At 62.8% G+C, this 17,342-nt stretch carries 19 protein-coding genes; 10 read left to right on the forward strand and 9 right to left on the reverse strand.

What is annotated here, in order from left to right:
* The first annotated feature begins 65 nt into the window (after positions 1 to 65).
* Positions 66 to 509: a response regulator gene (locus FEJ81_RS01705; RefSeq protein WP_138243640.1), complete on the forward strand. Its 444-nt coding sequence runs from the start codon at positions 66 to 68 to the stop codon at positions 507 to 509.
* Between the two features lie 73 nt (positions 510 to 582).
* Here FEJ81_RS01705 and FEJ81_RS01710 read toward each other — a convergent pair whose 3' ends face one another.
* The 3 genes from FEJ81_RS01710 to FEJ81_RS01720 all read right to left on the reverse strand — a co-directional run bounded on the left by FEJ81_RS01710 (position 583) and on the right by FEJ81_RS01720 (position 2,627).
* Positions 583 to 1,464 (reverse strand): TIGR01548 family HAD-type hydrolase, encoded by an 882-nt coding sequence (locus tag FEJ81_RS01710; RefSeq protein WP_138243641.1) that lies wholly within the window; start codon positions 1,462 to 1,464, stop codon positions 583 to 585.
* 40 nt (positions 1,465 to 1,504) lie between these two features.
* Entirely contained in the window at positions 1,505 to 2,134 is a 630-nt protein-coding gene (locus tag FEJ81_RS01715; RefSeq protein WP_138243642.1) for a metalloprotease family protein, read from the reverse strand.
* Positions 2,135 to 2,222: 88 nt separating this feature from the next.
* Positions 2,223 to 2,627 (reverse strand): UPF0146 family protein, encoded by a 405-nt coding sequence (locus tag FEJ81_RS01720; RefSeq protein ID WP_175416335.1) that lies wholly within the window; start codon positions 2,625 to 2,627, stop codon positions 2,223 to 2,225.
* Positions 2,628 to 2,666: 39 nt separating this feature from the next.
* Here FEJ81_RS01720 and FEJ81_RS01725 point away from each other — a divergent pair, with 39 nt between their 5' ends.
* Positions 2,667 to 3,188 (forward strand): archaemetzincin family Zn-dependent metalloprotease, encoded by a 522-nt coding sequence (locus FEJ81_RS01725; protein ID WP_006430375.1) that lies wholly within the window; start codon positions 2,667 to 2,669, stop codon positions 3,186 to 3,188.
* A 67-nt stretch (positions 3,189 to 3,255) separates the two neighbouring features.
* On the opposite strand, the gene FEJ81_RS01730 is transcribed toward FEJ81_RS01725, so the two are convergent.
* The 6 genes from FEJ81_RS01730 to FEJ81_RS01755 form a co-directional block, all read right to left on the reverse strand.
* Positions 3,256 to 5,070: a ribosome biogenesis/translation initiation ATPase RLI gene (locus FEJ81_RS01730; protein WP_138243643.1), complete on the reverse strand. Its 1,815-nt coding sequence runs from the start codon at positions 5,068 to 5,070 to the stop codon at positions 3,256 to 3,258.
* Between the two features lies 1 nt (position 5,071).
* Positions 5,072 to 5,389, reverse strand: a complete 318-nt coding sequence (locus tag FEJ81_RS01735) for an EMC6-like membrane protein (protein ID WP_138243644.1) — start codon at positions 5,387 to 5,389, stop codon at positions 5,072 to 5,074.
* A 56-nt stretch (positions 5,390 to 5,445) separates the two neighbouring features.
* Entirely contained in the window at positions 5,446 to 6,330 is an 885-nt protein-coding gene (locus FEJ81_RS01740; protein ID WP_138243645.1) for a hypothetical protein, read from the reverse strand.
* Positions 6,331 to 6,607: 277 nt separating this feature from the next.
* Complete coding sequence (locus FEJ81_RS01745; protein WP_138243646.1) at positions 6,608 to 7,705, reverse strand: polymer-forming cytoskeletal protein; 1,098 nt, start codon at positions 7,703 to 7,705, stop codon at positions 6,608 to 6,610.
* Between the two features lie 189 nt (positions 7,706 to 7,894).
* Complete coding sequence (locus FEJ81_RS01750; protein WP_138243647.1) at positions 7,895 to 8,419, reverse strand: hypothetical protein; 525 nt, start codon at positions 8,417 to 8,419, stop codon at positions 7,895 to 7,897.
* 123 nt (positions 8,420 to 8,542) lie between these two features.
* Positions 8,543 to 9,076: a DUF7344 domain-containing protein gene (locus FEJ81_RS01755; protein WP_138243648.1), complete on the reverse strand. Its 534-nt coding sequence runs from the start codon at positions 9,074 to 9,076 to the stop codon at positions 8,543 to 8,545.
* 418 nt (positions 9,077 to 9,494) lie between these two features.
* Here FEJ81_RS01755 and FEJ81_RS01760 point away from each other — a divergent pair, with 418 nt between their 5' ends.
* The 8 genes from FEJ81_RS01760 (at position 9,495) to FEJ81_RS01795 (ending at position 17,329) form a co-directional block, all read left to right on the forward strand.
* On the forward strand, positions 9,495 to 10,040 hold the full coding sequence (locus FEJ81_RS01760; protein WP_138243649.1) for a hypothetical protein: 546 nt from the start codon (positions 9,495 to 9,497) through the stop codon (positions 10,038 to 10,040).
* A 173-nt stretch (positions 10,041 to 10,213) separates the two neighbouring features.
* Complete coding sequence (locus FEJ81_RS01765; RefSeq protein WP_138243650.1) at positions 10,214 to 10,531, forward strand: hypothetical protein; 318 nt, start codon at positions 10,214 to 10,216, stop codon at positions 10,529 to 10,531.
* Between the two features lie 93 nt (positions 10,532 to 10,624).
* The gene (locus FEJ81_RS01770; protein WP_138243651.1) at positions 10,625 to 11,755 is read left to right on the forward strand and encodes a CARDB domain-containing protein; all 1,131 of its coding nucleotides are present in this window, start codon (positions 10,625 to 10,627) and stop codon (positions 11,753 to 11,755) included.
* 300 nt (positions 11,756 to 12,055) lie between these two features.
* On the forward strand, positions 12,056 to 13,237 hold the full coding sequence (locus tag FEJ81_RS01775) for a signal peptidase I (RefSeq protein WP_138243652.1): 1,182 nt from the start codon (positions 12,056 to 12,058) through the stop codon (positions 13,235 to 13,237).
* Positions 13,238 to 13,377: 140 nt separating this feature from the next.
* The gene (locus FEJ81_RS01780) at positions 13,378 to 14,562 is read left to right on the forward strand and encodes a DUF5305 domain-containing protein (protein WP_138243653.1); all 1,185 of its coding nucleotides are present in this window, start codon (positions 13,378 to 13,380) and stop codon (positions 14,560 to 14,562) included.
* A gap of 112 nt (positions 14,563 to 14,674) precedes the next feature.
* Entirely contained in the window at positions 14,675 to 16,333 is a 1,659-nt protein-coding gene (locus FEJ81_RS01785) for a long-chain-fatty-acid--CoA ligase (RefSeq protein ID WP_138243654.1), read from the forward strand.
* Between the two features lie 242 nt (positions 16,334 to 16,575).
* Positions 16,576 to 16,869: a MarR family transcriptional regulator gene (locus tag FEJ81_RS01790; RefSeq protein ID WP_006430384.1), complete on the forward strand. Its 294-nt coding sequence runs from the start codon at positions 16,576 to 16,578 to the stop codon at positions 16,867 to 16,869.
* A 46-nt stretch (positions 16,870 to 16,915) separates the two neighbouring features.
* Positions 16,916 to 17,329, forward strand: coding sequence for a hypothetical protein (locus FEJ81_RS01795; protein WP_138243655.1), 414 nt, complete (start codon positions 16,916 to 16,918; stop codon positions 17,327 to 17,329).
* The last annotated feature ends 13 nt before the right edge of the window (positions 17,330 to 17,342 follow it).

Below are 17,342 nucleotides of genomic sequence, written 5' to 3' on the forward strand. Positions count from 1 at the left end.
CACGGTTGCGTACGTTTCACCGAGCGAACCGTGCACTTCTTTTGCGACTCGATCCAAACAATAGTATGTCTCCACCGATCGAGGACGCGATTACCGTTCTGTTGGTCGAACCAAACCCCGGTGACGCGCGCCTGTTCTCCGAATCGTTCGAGGACGCGAACATCGCGAGCCGGATCCACACCGTCACCGGGGGCGAGGCGGCGCTCGACTTCGTCCACCAGCGCGGCGAGCACGTGGACAGCCCCCGACCGGACATGATCCTGCTCGACTTCCAACTCCCCGACGTGGACGGCGCGGACGTGCTCTCCGAACTCAAATCCGCAGAGGCGCTGCGCTCGATCCCCGTGATCGTGATGACGAGTTCGGCGACCGAAGAGGACATCGCCCGCTCCTACGACCTCCACGCGAACGCGTACGTCCAGAAACCGGTCGAACCGGACGAGTTCATCGAACTCGGCCGCTCGTTCGAAAACTTCTGGCTGACCTTCGTCCGACTCCCCGGCGAGTAGCCTCGACGGAGCCGACCTCGCTCTCTTTCGCTCGGGCTCTGTCTCCCCAAAACCCGGCCCGTTCCGATCGACTCTACGACTCGAGCCAGTCGGGCAATTCGTTGATCGACTCGAGGACCGCCGCCGCGCCCTCGGTCTCGTATTTCCGCCGCCCCTCCGCGCCGGTCAGCCCGCCGGTCAGGACGCCGATCCCGCGGTACTCGCGATCGGGGTCGGCCTCGCTGGCGTTGACCGCCGTCCGAATATCGTCTAACGTGTCGCCGACGAAGACGACGCTCTCGGCGTCGAACCGCTCCGCGAGCGTCGTCAGCGCGCGCGGGTGGGGTTTGCCCTCCTCCCAGTCGTCCATCGTGAAGCGATGGTCGAGCGGGATCGCGTCGTCGAGTCCCACCCGATCTAAGGCGATCTCGGCCTCGGCTTCCGGGCGGCCGGTCAGGACGCCTACGTCGTAGCCCTCGAGCAGCCGGTCCCGGGCTTCGGGCTCGAGCAACACCGGTTCGTCGTGGATGAAGCCGGCCGTCTCGCGCTCGAGGTCGGGCTCGCCGCCCTCGAGTCCGCGGTAGAGTTCGTCGCCGAGGTACAGTTGCTGGAAGACGTCGCGGAGCCGCTCGCGGTCCCACCGATTCGTCACGCGCTGGGTTGCCCGCGCGCCGATCGCCTCGCGGACGACGGTTTCGGCCGCCTCGAGGCCGCCGCCGTTCGCGGCGATCGCGTCGGTAAAGTCCGACAGCGACTCGCCATACCCCTCCTCAGTCGCAAGAACGTAGAGCGCGGCGGCGTGGGTCAGTTCCCAATCGTTGTTGAACCCGCCGGCGTCTTTGAACTGCTGGATGTCGTCCTTGCGGATCGTCCGATCGTAGACCGCCTCGACGGACTCGACGATCGCCCGCCGGTAGGAGTCGGCGACGTCGACGAGCACCCCGTCGATGTCGAGGATGACGGCGTCTGCGTTCATACTCCCTCGAACGGGCCGGCGGGGATAAATAACTCTGATTTCAGACCGCGCCGAGTCCCACGACCCACGCCGCCACGGCGAACAGGCCGGCCGCGTAGAGGAGGTCCGCCCACAGCCACGACAGCAGGTTCGCGACGTAGATCACGACGACGAACGGAACGCCGAGCAGAACGCGGGGCGACCGCCGCCACTCCGCCCGCGAGCGGTTCCAGAGCGTATTCGCGTCGCCGGTGCTCGGAAACGCGTGCATTCCGACCGAGAGTCCCAGCCAGCCGAGTGCGAGCGCCGCGACGATCGTCCCGAGAGACGCCGTCCGAATCTCGCCGATCCCCTCGAGGAGCACGGCGAGGCCGAGAAAGGCGGCAAACGCGGCGAGGGTGTTGACCAGAAACGGCGCGACGCTGACGACGAACGACTCCCGGTACCGCTCGGGGTGGCCGTGGCGGACGTACCCCGGCGGATTCCCGACCCGGAAGTACGCGACCTCGAGGACGGGAACCCCCACGAGATCGCAGGCCTGCTTGTGGGCGAACTCGTGGAAGACGACGCCGGGGACGGTAAAGAGACGGAACAGACCCCAGAAGAGCGTGCTGATGCCGACAAGTACCACGGTGAGCGCGATGGCGGCAGCCACGAGCCCGATGGGAGACGCGAGTAGATCGGCGTTCACGTTCGCTGGAAGGATTCGAACGGAAATAATTCATTCGCGCGAACGTCTCGCAGCTCTCGGTGAGACCGTCTCGGCGCGCCTCGATAACTTACTCCGAAAGCGTGCGAGCCACGTACAGCGTCCCCGTCTCGATCGTCACCCGTTCGACCGGCACCGCGGGCTGATCGCCGCCCAGCGTCGTGAACAGGAAGTCGGCGTCGGCCGCCCGCGCCGCCTCGAGCGCCGGGCGGTGGAGCTCCGGCGGGAGATTCCGCGCGTACACCGCGTCCGCGTCGGCGTAGACCGACGGGTCGGGGTCGACGATATCGTCGCGGACGAATTGCACACCCGCCGGCACGTCGCGATCGTGGACGTCCGTCGCGGTGACGGAAACGCCGCGTTTTGCGAGCGCTCGAGCCACCTCGGTCCGCCGGCCGATCCCGATCTCGACTACCTGTTCGTACTCGTCAACGTAATCGATTATTGCATCGAGATTCCGGCGAGAGTGGGCCACGGCGGGACGTTTATGCCACCCGCGGCCATAGCCCTTGCTATGCTCGTCGATATCGTGCCGGTCGGCAACGTCCCCGCAGCGGTCAAGCGGGCGGCCTCTACCGCGTTGCGATCGGTTTACGACTGCGACGTGTCGATCAACGACTCGCAGTCGGTCCCCAACGGAGCCTACGACTCCGATCGGAACCAGTACTCCGCGGAGACGTTCATCCAACTCGCAGAACGGGTCGGCCGCGGACAGAAAAACATCGCCATCACCCCTCACGATCTCTTCTATCGCCGCCGCAACTACGTCTTCGGGCTCGCCTATCTCGACGGCAGCGGTAGCGTCGTCTCCACGTATCGACTGCAGACCTCGAGCGACGGCGGCTTCTCGAACCAGAGCGCCGCCGACATCTTCGAGGACCGCGTCCGCAAGGAGATCGTCCACGAGATCGGCCACACCTACGGCCTCGAGCACTGCGACAACAACCGCTGTGTCATGAACTTCTCGCCGACCGTCCGCGAAGTCGACATCAAAGAAGAGAACCTCTGTGGCAGCTGTCAACGACTGATTAGCTGAGTTCCGTTCTTCGTTTCCGCCCGATACCGAAGCGAAACACCGACCTCGACGGCCTCGCGTCGGCGACTTACGGCGCGTAGTAGTACTCGCCCTCGCTTTTCTGCTGGCGATCCAGCTGTGACTCGGGTTTGTTGATCCGCGGCCGGGAGGTGCGCTCGTCCCGGCGGAAGGTCACGTCCAAGTTCGCGAGGAACTCGTTCATGCCGTCGCGCATGGGCTGGGGTTGGCCGGCGCGACCCTGCACGGCGGGCTCGCCGTCGAAGACCATCAGCCGGTCGGCCAGCAGGTCCATCATGTAGATGTCGTGGTCGATGACCATCACGGTGGCATCCTGCTGTTCGGCGTAGCGTCGGATCGCCTTCGTGGCCTGGACCCGCTGTTCGACGTCGAGGTGGGCGGACGGCTCGTCGAGCAGGTAGAGGTCCGCCGAGTCGGAGAGACAGGCCGCGATGGCGACCCGCTGGCGCTCCCCGCCGGAGAGATCCGAGAGGTTCTGCTCCATGATCCGCTCGAGTTGGAGCGGCTGGGCGATCTCGGTGTTCCAGTACGAGGAGCCGAACTGATCGGTGATCGACGAGAGGAAGGCGTCGACCCGCATGTGCTGGTCGATGGTGACGTACTGCGGTTTGTACGAAATATCGAGGTCCAGATCGGCGTCGCCCTCGTCGGGCGTGAGATTCCCGGTGAGCAGTTTCGCGAACGTCGACTTCCCGATCCCGTTCGGGCCGACGATCCCCAGCACCTCGTTCTCGCGGATCGTCCCGCCCTCGACCTCGAGGCTGAACTCGCCGTCGCCGTAGCTCTTGGTGAGGTCGGGGTACTCCACGAGTGCATCGGCCTTGCTGGCGGCCCGCGGAGCGTGTTCCTCGAACTCGATCGGGTTCGGCCGGATCCGCATGTTCTCGTTGTCGAGGTACCCCGAGAGGTACTCGTTGATCCCGTTACGGACGGACTTGGGCGAGGTGATGACACCGTAGGCACCCGGCTCACCGTAGGCGACGTGGAGCGTGTCCGCGAGCAGGTCGAGGATCGCGAGGTCGTGCTCGACGACCAGGACCGACTTGTCTTCCTCCTCGGCGAGTTCACGGATCAGCCGCGCCGCGGTCACGCGCTGGCCGATATCCAGATACGGCGTGACCTCGTCGAGGAAGTAGAAGTCCGTGTCCCGAGCGAGCGTTGCCGCGATGGCGACCCGCTGGAGTTCCCCGCCCGAGAGGTCGTCGATCGACTGATCCATGACGGGGCCGATCGAGAGCCGCTCGACTAACTCGTCTAACGCACCGCGTTCGTCGGTCCGCTCGAGCAACTGGCGGGTGTTCCCGTCGAACTGGTTCGGAATCTGGTCGACGTACTGGGGCTTTTGTGCGATGGTGATGTCGCCGTCTCGTACGTCGGCGATGTAATCCTGGAGTTCGGTCCCGCGGTAGGCCTCGAGCACCTCGTCCCAGCCCGGCGACTCCTCGTGGCGACCGAGGTTCGGCTCGAGTTCGCCCGCGAGGATGCGCACGGCGGTGGTCTTCCCGATCCCGTTCGGACCGAGAATTCCGGTGACCTGCCCCTCCTGTGGCGCGGGGAGGCCGTACAGCGAGAAGGCGTTCTCGCCGTAGCGGTGGACCGGTTCGTCCTGGAGTTCCTGGGGCAGGTTGATGATCTCGATGGCGTCGAAGGGACACTTCTCGACGCAGATCCCACAGCTCTCGCCCAGACAGATCTCCTCGGAGATGTGGATCTGCTCGGGCTGGCCCTCCGCGGCCTCCTCGCCGCGGAGGGTGATACACTCCTTGCCCGTACGATTTGGCGGACAGTAGTTCTTGCACTCGTAGCTACACCGATCCGGCTGGCACCGGTCTAAGTCTACGACGGCGATGCTGTCGTCGGCCATGTTAACCCGAGGCCTCCGCGGTGAGCAGGATACCCCACGTCACGAACCAGAGTGCGAAGGTCATGAACGCGATGAACAGGTAGTGTTTCGCCCCGAACTCGTCGTCGCCGTAGATCCCCGAGACGTTGATGAGGACGTACTGGACGAAGACCGCGCCGAGGACGAACGCGAGCGCCTGCGTGTTCTGGGCCGCCGCGTCGGACAGTCCGACCCAGGTCGCAGACGCCAGCGCCGCAGCGACGCCCAGCAGCGCCGACAAGGCCGTCACGCTGACCGAGCGAATGTGCTTTCGCCGGTCGCTGATCGATTCGGTCGACATGGAAAGAACTGCGAGGGCGGCGCTAAAAAGGCGTTCGCATTGAACCCTGAGATCCGTTACGTAATATCGAAGAAGTCCCCCTCCTCGCGCCCCGTCGTATCCGAGTAGTCCACTTGATAGGACTCGCCCGAACTGCCGGTCACATCGATGTTCTCTATTCTGATCGTGATTTCGCGTTCCGAGTTCCCTTGTCCCCCGTTGCCTTGGGAACTGTACGTGAGCTGTGACGAGTCGGGATCGAACGTCAGTTCTCCATTGTGTTGTGTTTGGACGGTCACGTCTTCGGTAGTGACCGACGAGTAATCCACACCGCCGCTGCTCTGTGGCCGAGAGACGTTGACGGTCGCTTGGTCGTTGTTACCGAGCGACGAGACATCGAACGAAACGTTTTGCGTCGTGCTGTCAGTCGCTACATCGCTCACCGTGAGCCCGGCCGATCCGCTGAACTTCCCCTTCCCACATTGGATCTCGACGGTCGTGTTGAACCTCGGACCAGCGATACTGATACTTTCCCCCTCGACGCGATCGACTCGAAACGTGACCTCGCGCTCGCCCACGCTCTGATCGTCGGCACATTCGACCGTGACACCGCTCGAACTACCGGTTTCGATCGTGTCACCGGCGTCCGGCGATGCGACGGCCACGATCGTATCGTCGACACTGTCGTCACCGATCGAAGCGACACTCACGTCTCGCACCTCGAGCGTCTCGCTGACGTTGTTAGTGAGCGTTCCGACGGTCAGTGGATCGCTGTTCCCTCGCAACTCGGTTCCGGTCACGTCGCCCTCGCTTTCGATTCCGAGGTATGCGTCCGGGTCCGCGGCTGTCTGAACGCCGATCCCGCGGTCGGCTTCGAGGGAACTGAAGCCGGCCGACGGTCCGATCACTAATAGCGTGCCGATGATAGTGACTGCGACCCCGATGTGTTTAATCGATTGCATACGCATTCGTTTACCCCTCGAATCCCCGGCCCCGGGAAACACCCCACGTCACTGCCCGCAGCCGCTTATCAGCTCCTTCGAATGCTCCGATAAAAACACGCTCTACCTTCCAGACCGTTCACGACGTTCACGATCGTTTAGTCCCCGTCGCAACCGCTCGAATGACCGTTCGACGAATCAATCGCACAGAAGCGTCCGGTCACGCACAGCCGTCGCACGACTCGTACAACCGGTCGCCGCCGTATAGGTTACACCGTTGAGAACGAGCACGACGACATCAGTTTGACTCGACATCACCCGTCACATCTGCACCGTCGCTGATCGTCGTACTGCCGCCGGCATCGATATCCCCTTCGACGACTGCACCCCATTTGACCACCACGTCGCCGTCGGCGTTAATGTCGCCGCGGATCGTGCTGTCCCCACCGATGACGACGTCACCGCCCGCAGTGATGTCGTCTCCGACCTCGGAGTTCCAACCGGTTTCGACGTTTCCGTCCGCGGTAATTTTGCCGCCGACCGTACTCGAGTCGCTGATCGTCACGTCACCGCCGGCCGTTATGTCGCCGCCGACCTCGGAGTCCCAGCCCGTAGTCACGGACCCATCTGCGTCGATATCACCGCCGACCCGACTCAAGGACCCCGTCGAGACGTCACCGCCAGCCCTCACGTCCTCGCTGACCTCGGAGTCCCAGCCCGTAGTCACGGTCCCGTCCGCATCGATATTGCCACCGACGGTACTCGAGTCTCCCATCGAGGCATCACCGCCCGTGTCGACGTCGCCGGTGATCTCGGAGTCCCACCCCGAGGTGACGTCTCCATCACTGCTGACATCACCGTTTCTGACTTCACCGCCGCCGACGGTCGATCCGCCGGGATTGCCGCCCGGAGGCCCGGACCCACCGGGATTACATTCGTAGGTAAGCGCGCTTTCTACGGTGATTCCCGTCACCGTCACTCCGTCGGCGATCGCTTCTTCGACGGTGACGGTTACGGTCGTCGTCTCAGGACCCCGCGGACCGCCTCGGCTACTACACGCGACGAGAACTGACCCGGTGACGTTCCGCCCGATAGTCTCCGGAACGGTCGTCTCGAGGTCGCCCCCGCCGCTCGAGAACGCGACGCCGACCTCGAGAGCGGTGATATCCGACTCGAGGTTGTTCGTGATGACAGCGACTTCAGACTCGTCGTTTGGCCCGTCGATCGTGCTGTCGCTCGGGACGACGCCGATATTCGCGTTCTCGCCGGACGCCGTCTCCATGCTGACGCCGCGATCGGCAGCCAGGGACGTGAACCCGTAGACTGGACCGGCAAGTAGCACCGCTCCGGCGACGATAAATACGGCTCCGAAGACGGTAACGATATTTCCGGACACGGTGGTCACTTATGATGGACGGCCGATAAGACGGCCACGTTGCTGGTCGACGTTTCCAGCAGATCTACTGTCGCTATCGGACGTGCATAGACAAAACAGTTTCTGAAAGTGATTGTCACAGTCTCGATACTGACTCGCGATATCCGTTGATAAGGTCGTGATCTTCGAGTGTCCGATGCGGTCGTGGACTCACTCCTGAACGCAGTCGATCTCTACGTCGCGCTCGAGTTCGACCGTGACATTGCCGTCGCTGGCTTTGACCCAGACCGTGACCGTCCCGGAATCTTCCGTCTGCTGTCTACTGAAGAGCCCATCTCTCTCTGCTGGGCACTTGAAATCCCCGAGGACAGCATTAATTTCATTCCCATTGTTCCTCGTCTCATCTCTCAGTTGGTCGCCTCTGATCATATCAGTGTTATCTATACTGATGTCGATCTCTTCAACCGTTAGCTGCTGCGACGATGTGTTATCCGCAAATACGACTATTTCTACGTCGTTATATCGGAACCCATCACAAGGGCCAAAAATTATACACAACACTCCACGATCACTGTTAGAACTCTCTAATTCTATCTGCTCGCCGTTCGGATAGTCGAGACTGAGAAGTGCAGACCCGTCACTCGCCGTTTCGACCGTGGAACCCCTGTCTGCGGCTGACGAATCGAATGCTCCGCTCGAGGCGGCAAGCGCGATTGCACCGACGACGACGAGCACGATGCCCAAGTACGTAATCACTCGCATACTGAGTGGGTTTCAGACTGTCCCGCTGCTATTGTCCGTCTCAATTCCTATCGACACATCGGTCGGAACACCGGTACCAACCTACGACTGCTGATATCATGGCGGTTTCTCCATGTTCCCCAGTTGCATCCGTTGGTTCTGTATCACGTGGACGACCGCAGAGACTGCAAACAGGACGAAGACCGCTGTTGCCCACCCGAGTTCGGATATCGGGTTGGTCGGCACTATCTCGAGCCACACGCCGATCAAGACGGTCGAGCCGACCGCGGCTAACCCCAGATAGTAGGTCGCCCACGGAATCGAGTCCTCTGGGACGACGTCGAGGTAGACGTCCAGTCCGGCCGCCCCGTCGGTGAGTTCGATCGTTCGGTCGTCGAATTCGATCACGTTGGCCCGCTCGAGCGTGGGCAGATGGGTCTGCTGTAACGACGTGTAGACCCGCTTTCGTTCCGTCGAGGTTACTCCCCCGACCTCTTTGTCGAGTTCCCACGCTGCGACGTGTTCTGCGAGCGTCCCGAGTTCCACGGGGCCGTCTTCTTGTTTGCAGTAGTGGATTGCATACCGTCGTCGGTGGTTACTCAACAGGTCGAAAATCTCCCCGCGATCCGGTCCCCCTGTTCTCGTCCCCATCGATCCCCTATTGGCTTGATACTGCTTTCTATTGATATATAACTCTTATCGCCATATTTTGGTGATGAGTGGCATACAACGGTTCTATTCGACGTTGAGAAACCGAACCCGTTGTCATCGGACTCGAGTTCTCGTTCGCCTCGGGACTCATGTCCATCGACCCGTCTGCTCGATAGCTGTGATCCGTTGACCCGCGGTTCGTTTCCGCAGGTTGCATGGGAGTGACGTGAGTCTGACACACACGACAGGCCCCGAAATACCGATCAAGGCCGGCTTGAACGTCGGTATGGCCGACCGATCGGACGTTCTGGTCACTCAATACAAAGGGGGTGGTGTTCGTGGAGATGAGTAAGGACCGCGTTCCGGGCCGTCGGGGGTACCGACGACTGCCGGCGCGGTTGTACGGAGACCATACACTATGAGAATGAATCGACGCAACGTGTTAGTCGGATTGGGGACAATCGTCGCAGGTGGCGGAGCCGCTCTCGGGACGGGCGCGTTCAGTAGCGTGGAAGCGAACCGAACGGTTAGCGTCACGACCTCGGGCGACGCGAATGCGCTGGTCGCGTTCAATATCACCAGTAGTCTGCTCGAGGGATCGGAAGGGTCCGACGACGAGATGATCCAGTTCGATCTCGAAGACCTCAATATCGGTGCGATCACCCGCTTCGATGGCGGATTCGAGATCACGAACAATAGAGAAACCCAGAGTGATACGATTACCCTCTCCATCGACGACGGGGATGGCAATTCGATCACGACGACGGACGCTTCGGTAGAAGACGACGGGATGTATTTCGAGTACAGTGACGGCGATCTCACCGATATCGATGGGGACGGTGGCAGTGTCACGCTCGATGTCGTGTTCAACCTCGAGAATTCGACCGATACTTCCACAGCGGATGGTAACCTCCCGTCTACTGTTGCGATTACGGCAGACGATAGCAGTGGTGGGTCGGCATGAGATTGAACAGACGCAACGTGATATTCGGCCTGGGAACGGTCGTTGCGGGCGGTGGAGTCGCCTTCGGTACCGGAGCGTTCAGTCAAGTTGAGGCGGACCGTACGATCACTGTCGATGTCGACGACGATCAAAACGCCTTCGTCAGTATTACGCCGAATGCTAACACTGATCTCGTGACCGTCGACGGCGACACTGGCCAGATAATGATCCAGTGGAACGCGGACGATTTCGGCGGTAGCGGTGCACATCAGAACGCGACGATCATTATCGACGAAGCGATCGACTTCGCACATAACGGCGAGAGCGGGACAACCTACGAAGTGAGTATGGCTGATGACAATCTATCCGGGGACGCGAACATCGCGTTCACCAACGTTACTGAACCGATCGTCTTAGCGGAGGGGGACTCTACAACGGCCGGTCTGGAAATCACTACGTCTGACTCGAGCATCGAAAATGAGATGGTCACGTTAGAGATAACGGAACAGTAAGCGCTTGTAGTCTCCCGCATCGGCCGTACCAATCGTCTGTATTGGTACGAACCGGGCTCCCGAAACCCGAGTCGACAGTACACACGATCCACCATGGTCTCAGCACGGATTCTGTTCGCTGCAGCCGCGCTTTGCTTTCTCTTCGCATTTGCAGCCCCGACTATGGCGCTTGCGATAGGCGAAGATTCGGCGAGCGACGACGTCGTTTTCGAGCCGGTTGACGAACGATACGCGACGATCGAAAACGGCAACCTCACGCTCGACATCGGCGTGTACGGCGATGCGATGACAACTATCGAAGACGTGTTCACGATTCGCATCGGGGAGGACGCTGACGACATCGGGGCGATTTGGATCGATCACGATGTCGACGGTGTGACCTTTTATGCCGGTGGCTCTCCGATCACCGACGAGTCGAGACTCGAGCCGGCACCCGGTGAAACCGTCACCGTGGGCGTGTCGATTAATACCCATATCGCACCCACGGGTACGAAAACGTTCACCGTGCACGCTATCTCCGAAGACGAGACCGAGAACCGGAACGATGTCACCTCCTCGCCTCCGGGTGGAGTCACTGTCGAGTCCCTCTCGGTCGACCCGCATTCGCTCGAGACCGGCCAGACGGTAACGGTGAACGCGACCTACCGAAACTTCGGCGAAACTGAGACGATAACGCCGCGCCTGACCGTCGACGGGACCGTCGTCGACCAGCGGTCGATCGACCTCGAGCCGGGAGAGACGGAGACGGTCAGTTTCGAGCGGCGGATGGACTGGCCCGGGGCGTACGAGGTCGGAATCGCGGGCGTCGGCACCGAATCGGTGACCGTCGAGGGGCCGCCGATCGATGTCGTCGACGCGACTATCGACGACGCGGAACTCACGGCCGGCGAGTCGACCGCGGTTCGGGCGACGGTCAGGAACCCCACAAATACGGCGGTTGATCGCACGCTCGAGGTCGCGGTCGACGGGACCGTCGTCGATAGCCGAGCCGTCACGATTCCGGCGAACGGCGAGCGGACGGTCGTCTTCGAACGGCGGTTCGACGAGGTAGGGACGTACGAAATCGGAGTCAGCGGCGTCGGTGCGGGGACGGTTACTGTCTCCGAGCCGGAGACGTTCTCGATCCGGAACCGGGAGCTCTCGGCGGCGATCGCGCCACCGGCAACGGCGGGGCTGTTGTTCCTCGCGATGGCTGCGAACCGTCGGTGGGCGTTCGTTCAGTAACGCCCCGACTCGCTACGACTCTGTGTTGACCGCTGAGATGGCGGTGTGTGCCCAATCCGACGAGTGCGCTGTTTCTCCCTCGCGCGCTACTGCGGTGGGTAAGTGAAACGGCGCTCGCCCGCATCCCATCTCAGACCGTTTCTCCAGTGTGGTCTCGGGACGAGCGTTTCCATTCTCCCGTTTCGCGTCGCGAAATCGCGACGGTGCTCCGCCGTCGTCACTCTCGCGGGCTTTATACTACAGCAGAGATATACTCAGGTCGAACCGTCACCCAACTATGAATATCCTCGTCACTACTCGATGACCGCCGCCACGCTCGCTAAGCGGGGAGTCGGGCTCGCAATCGCGCTGGTCGTCGTCCTCCTGCTGGTCGGCCAACTCCTCGGGCAGCCGATCCTGCTGGGCTACGTCGCGACCGGCAGCATGGAGCCGACGATGGACGCCGGCGACGGGTTCGTCGCGATACCCAGCATCGCCGCGGGCGATGTCGAGGAAGGCGACGTGGTCGTCTATCAGGCCAGAGATCTCCACGACGGCGGGCTGACGACCCACCGCGTCGTCGGCGAGACGGAGGAGGGGTACGTCACGAAGGGTGACGCGAACCCGTTTACCGATCAGGACGGCGGCGAACCTCACGTCACCGAGGGCCAGATCGTCGCCGAGGTCTTGCAGGGACACGGCACCGTCGTCACCGTTCCGTACCTCGGGAGCGCGATCATGGGTGTGCAGGGACTCGCGGAGCGGGCCTACGGGACGGTCGCGCCGATACTCGGGTTGACGACGACCGCGTCCTCGAACGGCCTCGGCTCCATGCTCGTCGCGGCCGGCGTCGCCATGCTCGGCTTCGGCACGCTGCTCGAGCGACTCGGGCCGTCTCGGCGCGAGGTGACGCGCTCGCGGTCGCGCGAGAACGTCATCGCGTTCTGGACCGCGCTCGGCCTCGTGTTGTTCGTGTTCGTCACGTTCGCGACCGCGGCGATGGTCGTCCCGTCGGGCACCACCGAGTACGAACTCGTCAGTACCGAGACCCCCGGCGACGACCCACAGATCGTCGCGCCCGGTGGGACGACGGAACTCTCTCGCACCGTCGACAACGCCGGCTACCTGCCGGTGGTGGTCGTCCACGAGGCGGAGAGCGGGGGGATCAGCACCGATCCCTCACAGCAGACGATCGGGATACGCGACAGCGGCGAGACGACGGTGACGCTGTCGACCCCCGAGGAGACGGGCGAGTACACGCGCCACCTCGGCGAGTACCGGTATCTCGCCGTGTTACCGCCGTCAGTGCTGGGCTGGCTTCACACTCTACACCCGCTCGCCGCCATCGCGGCGGTAAACGGCGTCATCGTCGGGGTATCCGTCGCAATCGTGCTCGTGATCTTCGGCAGCGGCGACATCCGCTACCGGTCCGCGGGCGATCACGTCTCGCTCTCGACTCGGCTCGAGCGGAAACTCCGGAAGTGGCTCCGGAATCGAGAGTAGCTCCTCGGGGCCACTATCCTTATAGTGGTCTATTTCTTTCATTTACGCATGCAGTATCCCGATGACCGACCAGTTCGGAAACGGACGGGTCGGCCAGCGGGCGCGTTCGGACGGAGTGGCTGGGGATCGGGGGACGACGGATGATCGACAACCCGCGACTCGAGTTGTTGCTCGTCAAACAGGGGCGGGCGATCGCTATCGCGCTGATCGTTATCGGTGCCCTCGCGATCGTCGCGACCGGGTGGGCCGTCGCGAACCCGGAGACGACGACCTCACCCCAGTTCGACGAGGAACGCGTCGCGACTGACGCACAGACGAGCGCGCTGGTCTCCGAGAACGGCACGCTCTGGACCGAAGGCGACCGCCTCACGGACAGTTCGGTCTACGTGTTGAACACCTCGCCGGAGCTCACGGTCGAGCCGGAGACGACGCTGCGAAACGAGACCGGCGGCGTCCCGGTCGAGGATGGGGACGTCACCCACGAATTGCGGCTTCGATTCGAGGCGATCCGCGACGGCGATTCGTTCTGGAACGAGTCCCATCGAGTGCTCCGCGACTCGCCGTCGGTCGAGAACGGGGTCGCCACGTCGGAGACGCCGATCGATATGGAGTCCTATCGCGAGCGACAGCGCCAACTCGAGCGGGAAGTCAGCGGTATCGGCTCGGTCGAACTCACGATGGAACTGCGCGTCGAGTACGACACGGGCCACCATCGTGGCACGTTCACGACCGAGACGCCGGTGGTGATCACGGACGACGCCTACTGGCTGGAGGGGTCGCTGTCGGACTCGGCCGCCCACAGCCACCGGAGCGGCACGGAGCGGACGACCGAGTCCCGGAGTCCGGCGCTCATCGGTGGGCTCTCGGTGCTCGGGACGCTCTCGCTCGCCGGTGGGGCGATCGTCGCCCGCCGGTCGCCGACGGACCTCGAGGCCGCCCGCCGCGCGGTCCACGAACAGCGGTACGCCGAGTGGATCTCGCGGGGCTCGATCCCGATGTGGATCGGCGACTACCACGTCTCGCTCGATACCCTCGAGGACGTGGTCGATGTCGCGATCGACACCAACGAGCGCGTCGTCCACGACGAGCAGCGGGGGCTGTTCGCGGTCGTCAACGACGGCGTCGTCTACTACTACAGCGACCGCGGCCTCTGGGAGGAGACCGCGTGGCCGGAGATGGATCTCGAGGAACAGCCGGCCGTCATCGACGGCGACAGGGAGATGTCGGTCGAGGAAATCGCGGAACTCGACCCGAGCGACGAGTTCGCGTCCCCCGACGATGCGGACGGGTTCGAAGACGACGAGGACGTCTGGAACCAACTGTAGCCCGTCGCGTCGACGCGCCGAGCAGCGGGAGTGGCGGTTCGGTTCTTCCCGTCGCTACCTGTTCGACTGCCGATCACACAGGTATAATAGTGATAAACAAAAATCGTGAGGTATGCAACGGCCACTCGTTGTCACCGATTTCCTCGAGCAGGCGCGGAGCTACTACGGGGACGAGGAAGCGATCGTGGGGACCGACGGCGACCGATTCACCTACGCCGAGTTCGGCGAGCGGGCCGACCGGTTCGCTGCGGCGCTGCAGGATCGGGGCATCGAAAAGGGCGACCGCGTCGCCGTCCTCGACCCGAACACGCACTACCACCTCGAGGCGGCCTTCGGCGCGATGCAACTCGGCGCGGTCCACACACCGCTCAATTACCGGCTCGAGCCGGCCGACTACGAGTACATCCTTTCGGACGCGGGCGTCGACGCGATTTTCGCCGATTACGAGTACGCCGAGAAGATCGAAGCGATCCGCGACGAGGTGCCGACGGAGACGTTCGTGACGAACGATGCAGACGCCGTCGAGGGCGGTGAGGCCGGCGAAGCCAGGCGATCCTCGTCGGACTCGTCCGACGTAGAGTGGGAAGACTTCGACGCGGTGCTCGAGGATGCGGGAACCGAGTTTGATCAGCCGGAAATGAGCGAGGACGAGGTCATCACGATCAACTACACCTCGGGGACGACGGGGGATCCGAAGGGCGTCTGTCGCACGCACCGGACCGAGACGCTCCACGCCTATCTGATGTCGATCTACCACGAAATCACCGACGACGACACCTACCTGTGGACGCTGCCGATGTTCCACGTCAACGGCTGGGGCCACATCTACGCGGTGACCGGCATGGGTGCCACCCACGTCTGTACGCGCGGAGTCAACCCCGACGAGGTCGTCTCCTCGATCCGCGAGGAGGATGTCTCCTTCCTCTGTGCCGCCCCGGCGGTGCTCAACCAGTTGATCGATTATTATGAGAGTGAGGGTGAGCCGGCGATGATGGGTGACCAGCAGGTCCGGGTCACGACCGCCGGCAGCGCACCGCCGGAGGCGACGATCCGGGCCGTCGAGGATCGCTTTGGCTGGTACCTGAAACACCTCTACGGGGCGACCGAGACGGGGCCGCTGATCACCATCTCCGACGCGAAGCGGCTCATGACCGACGACAACCGCTTCGAGATCAAGAAACGGCAGGGGATGGGCGTCCTCGGCACCGACGTTCGCGTCGTCGACGAGGACGGCGAGGATGTCCCCCGCGACGATCAGACCCTCGGCGAGATCGTCGTCCGGGGCAACCAGATCATGGACCGCTACTGGAACAAGCCCGAGGAGACCGAGACGGCCTTCAACGACCGTGCCGAGGGCTACTACCACACGGGCGACCTCGCAACGGTCGACGAAAACGGCATGATCGCGATCCGGGACCGCAAGAAGGACATCATCATCTCCGGCGGCGAGAACATCTCGAGCATCGAACTCGAGGACACCCTCTTCGACCACGATGCGGTCGCGGACGCGGCGGTGATTCCCGCGCCGAGCGACGAGTGGGGCGAGACGCCGAAGGCGTTCGTCGTGCCGTCGAACGGCGATCCCGACGATCCGCCGGTCTCGGCCGACGAACTGACTGAGTTCACTCGCGATCGACTCGCGAGTTACAAGGTCGTCCGCCGCGTCGAGTACGTCGCGGAACTGCCGACGACCGCGACCGGGAAAACGCAGAAGTACGAACTGCGCCAGCGCGAGTGGGCCGACGAGGACCGGATGATCGGCGAGGGGTGACCACCGGCAAATCCGTCCGATGTACTGCCAGTCGAACTCGTTGCGAAACCGATCGACCGAATAGCTGCTCGTGGTGAGTATCGTCATTTATGACCGGTTTCGACCGATCGCGGCCGTTCCTCGTATTCGGCTTTTCGTCGCCTCAGCGCTCACTTTGCCGGCAAAACCGTCACGCAATCTAGTACGATTTCCCGTCCGGTAAGGCTCAACTTTTATACTGCTGGGGCCTTTCGATTCGTAATATGGCAGAGACCGACGGGGAGGCGATCGAAGACTTGCCACCGAGTGCGAAACTCGTCTTCAAGGTTCTCGAGTACGACGGGCCACTGACCCAGAAACAGATCGTCGAGGAATCGATGCTCTCGGCCCGGACGGTACGATACGCGCTCGAGCGCCTCGAAGAGATCGGGATTGTCGACGAGGACATCTACTTCGCCGACGCCCGACAGAGCCTCTACCGGCTCGAGGAACCGGTCGCGGCCGACGGGAACGGCGTCGAGGAGTCTCCGAAGAAAGACGCGTGCTGCGCTGAATAACGGCGAGAACGGCAGGATTATTTTCCAGCGGTGATCGGGTTCCGATATGGATAAAGAGCGGCTGCCGCGATGGGGTTGGCTGTTGGTCGGGTTGTTTCTGGCGGCGTTGATCGCGAACCTGCTCAACTGGCTCGTCTTGCTCCCGAACGGGCTCCCCGAGGCGTACCGATCGATCACGGTCATCACGACCATGTCGCCGGTACTGATCTACGTCGGCGTCTGGTACGACGCGGATAAACAACACTACTGGACGCACTCGCGGGCGCGAATCGTCGGCGATTGTCTGTTCGTCGTGGCGGGGGCGGCGCTGGGTTCGGCCATCGCGCTCGTCGCGATCGTCGGGCTCGGTCTTCCCGGCTTTCTGCAGGACGTCCTCGCGATGGCCGGCGGCTTCCTCCTGTCGTGGGGACTGTTCTGGTGGCGCAATCCGGACCTCTACGGCACCGACGCCGAGCGCTGAGCCACCGGGTGCG

This window comes from Natrinema versiforme, from assembly GCF_005576615.1.
Lineage (GTDB): Archaea > Halobacteriota > Halobacteria > Halobacteriales > Natrialbaceae > Natrinema > Natrinema versiforme_A.

What these genes read in the sequence shown, in the direction of transcription:
- FEJ81_RS01740 (WP_138243645.1), bottom strand. Translation starts at nt 6,330, where the DNA reads ATGCAATCGATTAAACACATCGGGGTCGCAGTCACTATCATCGGCACG.
- FEJ81_RS01780 (WP_138243653.1), top strand. Translation starts at nt 13,378, where the DNA reads ATGATCGACAACCCGCGACTCGAGTTGTTGCTCGTCAAACAGGGGCGG.
- FEJ81_RS01775 (WP_138243652.1), top strand. Translation starts at nt 12,056, where the DNA reads ATGACCGCCGCCACGCTCGCTAAGCGGGGAGTCGGGCTCGCAATCGCG.
- FEJ81_RS01760 (WP_138243649.1), top strand. Translation starts at nt 9,495, where the DNA reads ATGAGAATGAATCGACGCAACGTGTTAGTCGGATTGGGGACAATCGTC.
- FEJ81_RS01770 (WP_138243651.1), top strand. Translation starts at nt 10,625, where the DNA reads ATGGTCTCAGCACGGATTCTGTTCGCTGCAGCCGCGCTTTGCTTTCTC.
- FEJ81_RS01705 (WP_138243640.1), top strand. Translation starts at nt 66, where the DNA reads ATGTCTCCACCGATCGAGGACGCGATTACCGTTCTGTTGGTCGAACCA.
- FEJ81_RS01795 (WP_138243655.1), top strand. Translation starts at nt 16,916, where the DNA reads ATGGATAAAGAGCGGCTGCCGCGATGGGGTTGGCTGTTGGTCGGGTTG.
- FEJ81_RS01790 (WP_006430384.1), top strand. Translation starts at nt 16,576, where the DNA reads ATGGCAGAGACCGACGGGGAGGCGATCGAAGACTTGCCACCGAGTGCG.
- FEJ81_RS01710 (WP_138243641.1), bottom strand. Translation starts at nt 1,464, where the DNA reads ATGAACGCAGACGCCGTCATCCTCGACATCGACGGGGTGCTCGTCGAC.
- FEJ81_RS01730 (WP_138243643.1), bottom strand. Translation starts at nt 5,070, where the DNA reads ATGGCCGACGACAGCATCGCCGTCGTAGACTTAGACCGGTGCCAGCCG.
- FEJ81_RS01725 (WP_006430375.1), top strand. Translation starts at nt 2,667, where the DNA reads ATGCTCGTCGATATCGTGCCGGTCGGCAACGTCCCCGCAGCGGTCAAG.
- FEJ81_RS01785 (WP_138243654.1), top strand. Translation starts at nt 14,675, where the DNA reads ATGCAACGGCCACTCGTTGTCACCGATTTCCTCGAGCAGGCGCGGAGC.
- FEJ81_RS01755 (WP_138243648.1), bottom strand. Translation starts at nt 9,076, where the DNA reads ATGGGGACGAGAACAGGGGGACCGGATCGCGGGGAGATTTTCGACCTG.
- FEJ81_RS01735 (WP_138243644.1), bottom strand. Translation starts at nt 5,389, where the DNA reads ATGTCGACCGAATCGATCAGCGACCGGCGAAAGCACATTCGCTCGGTC.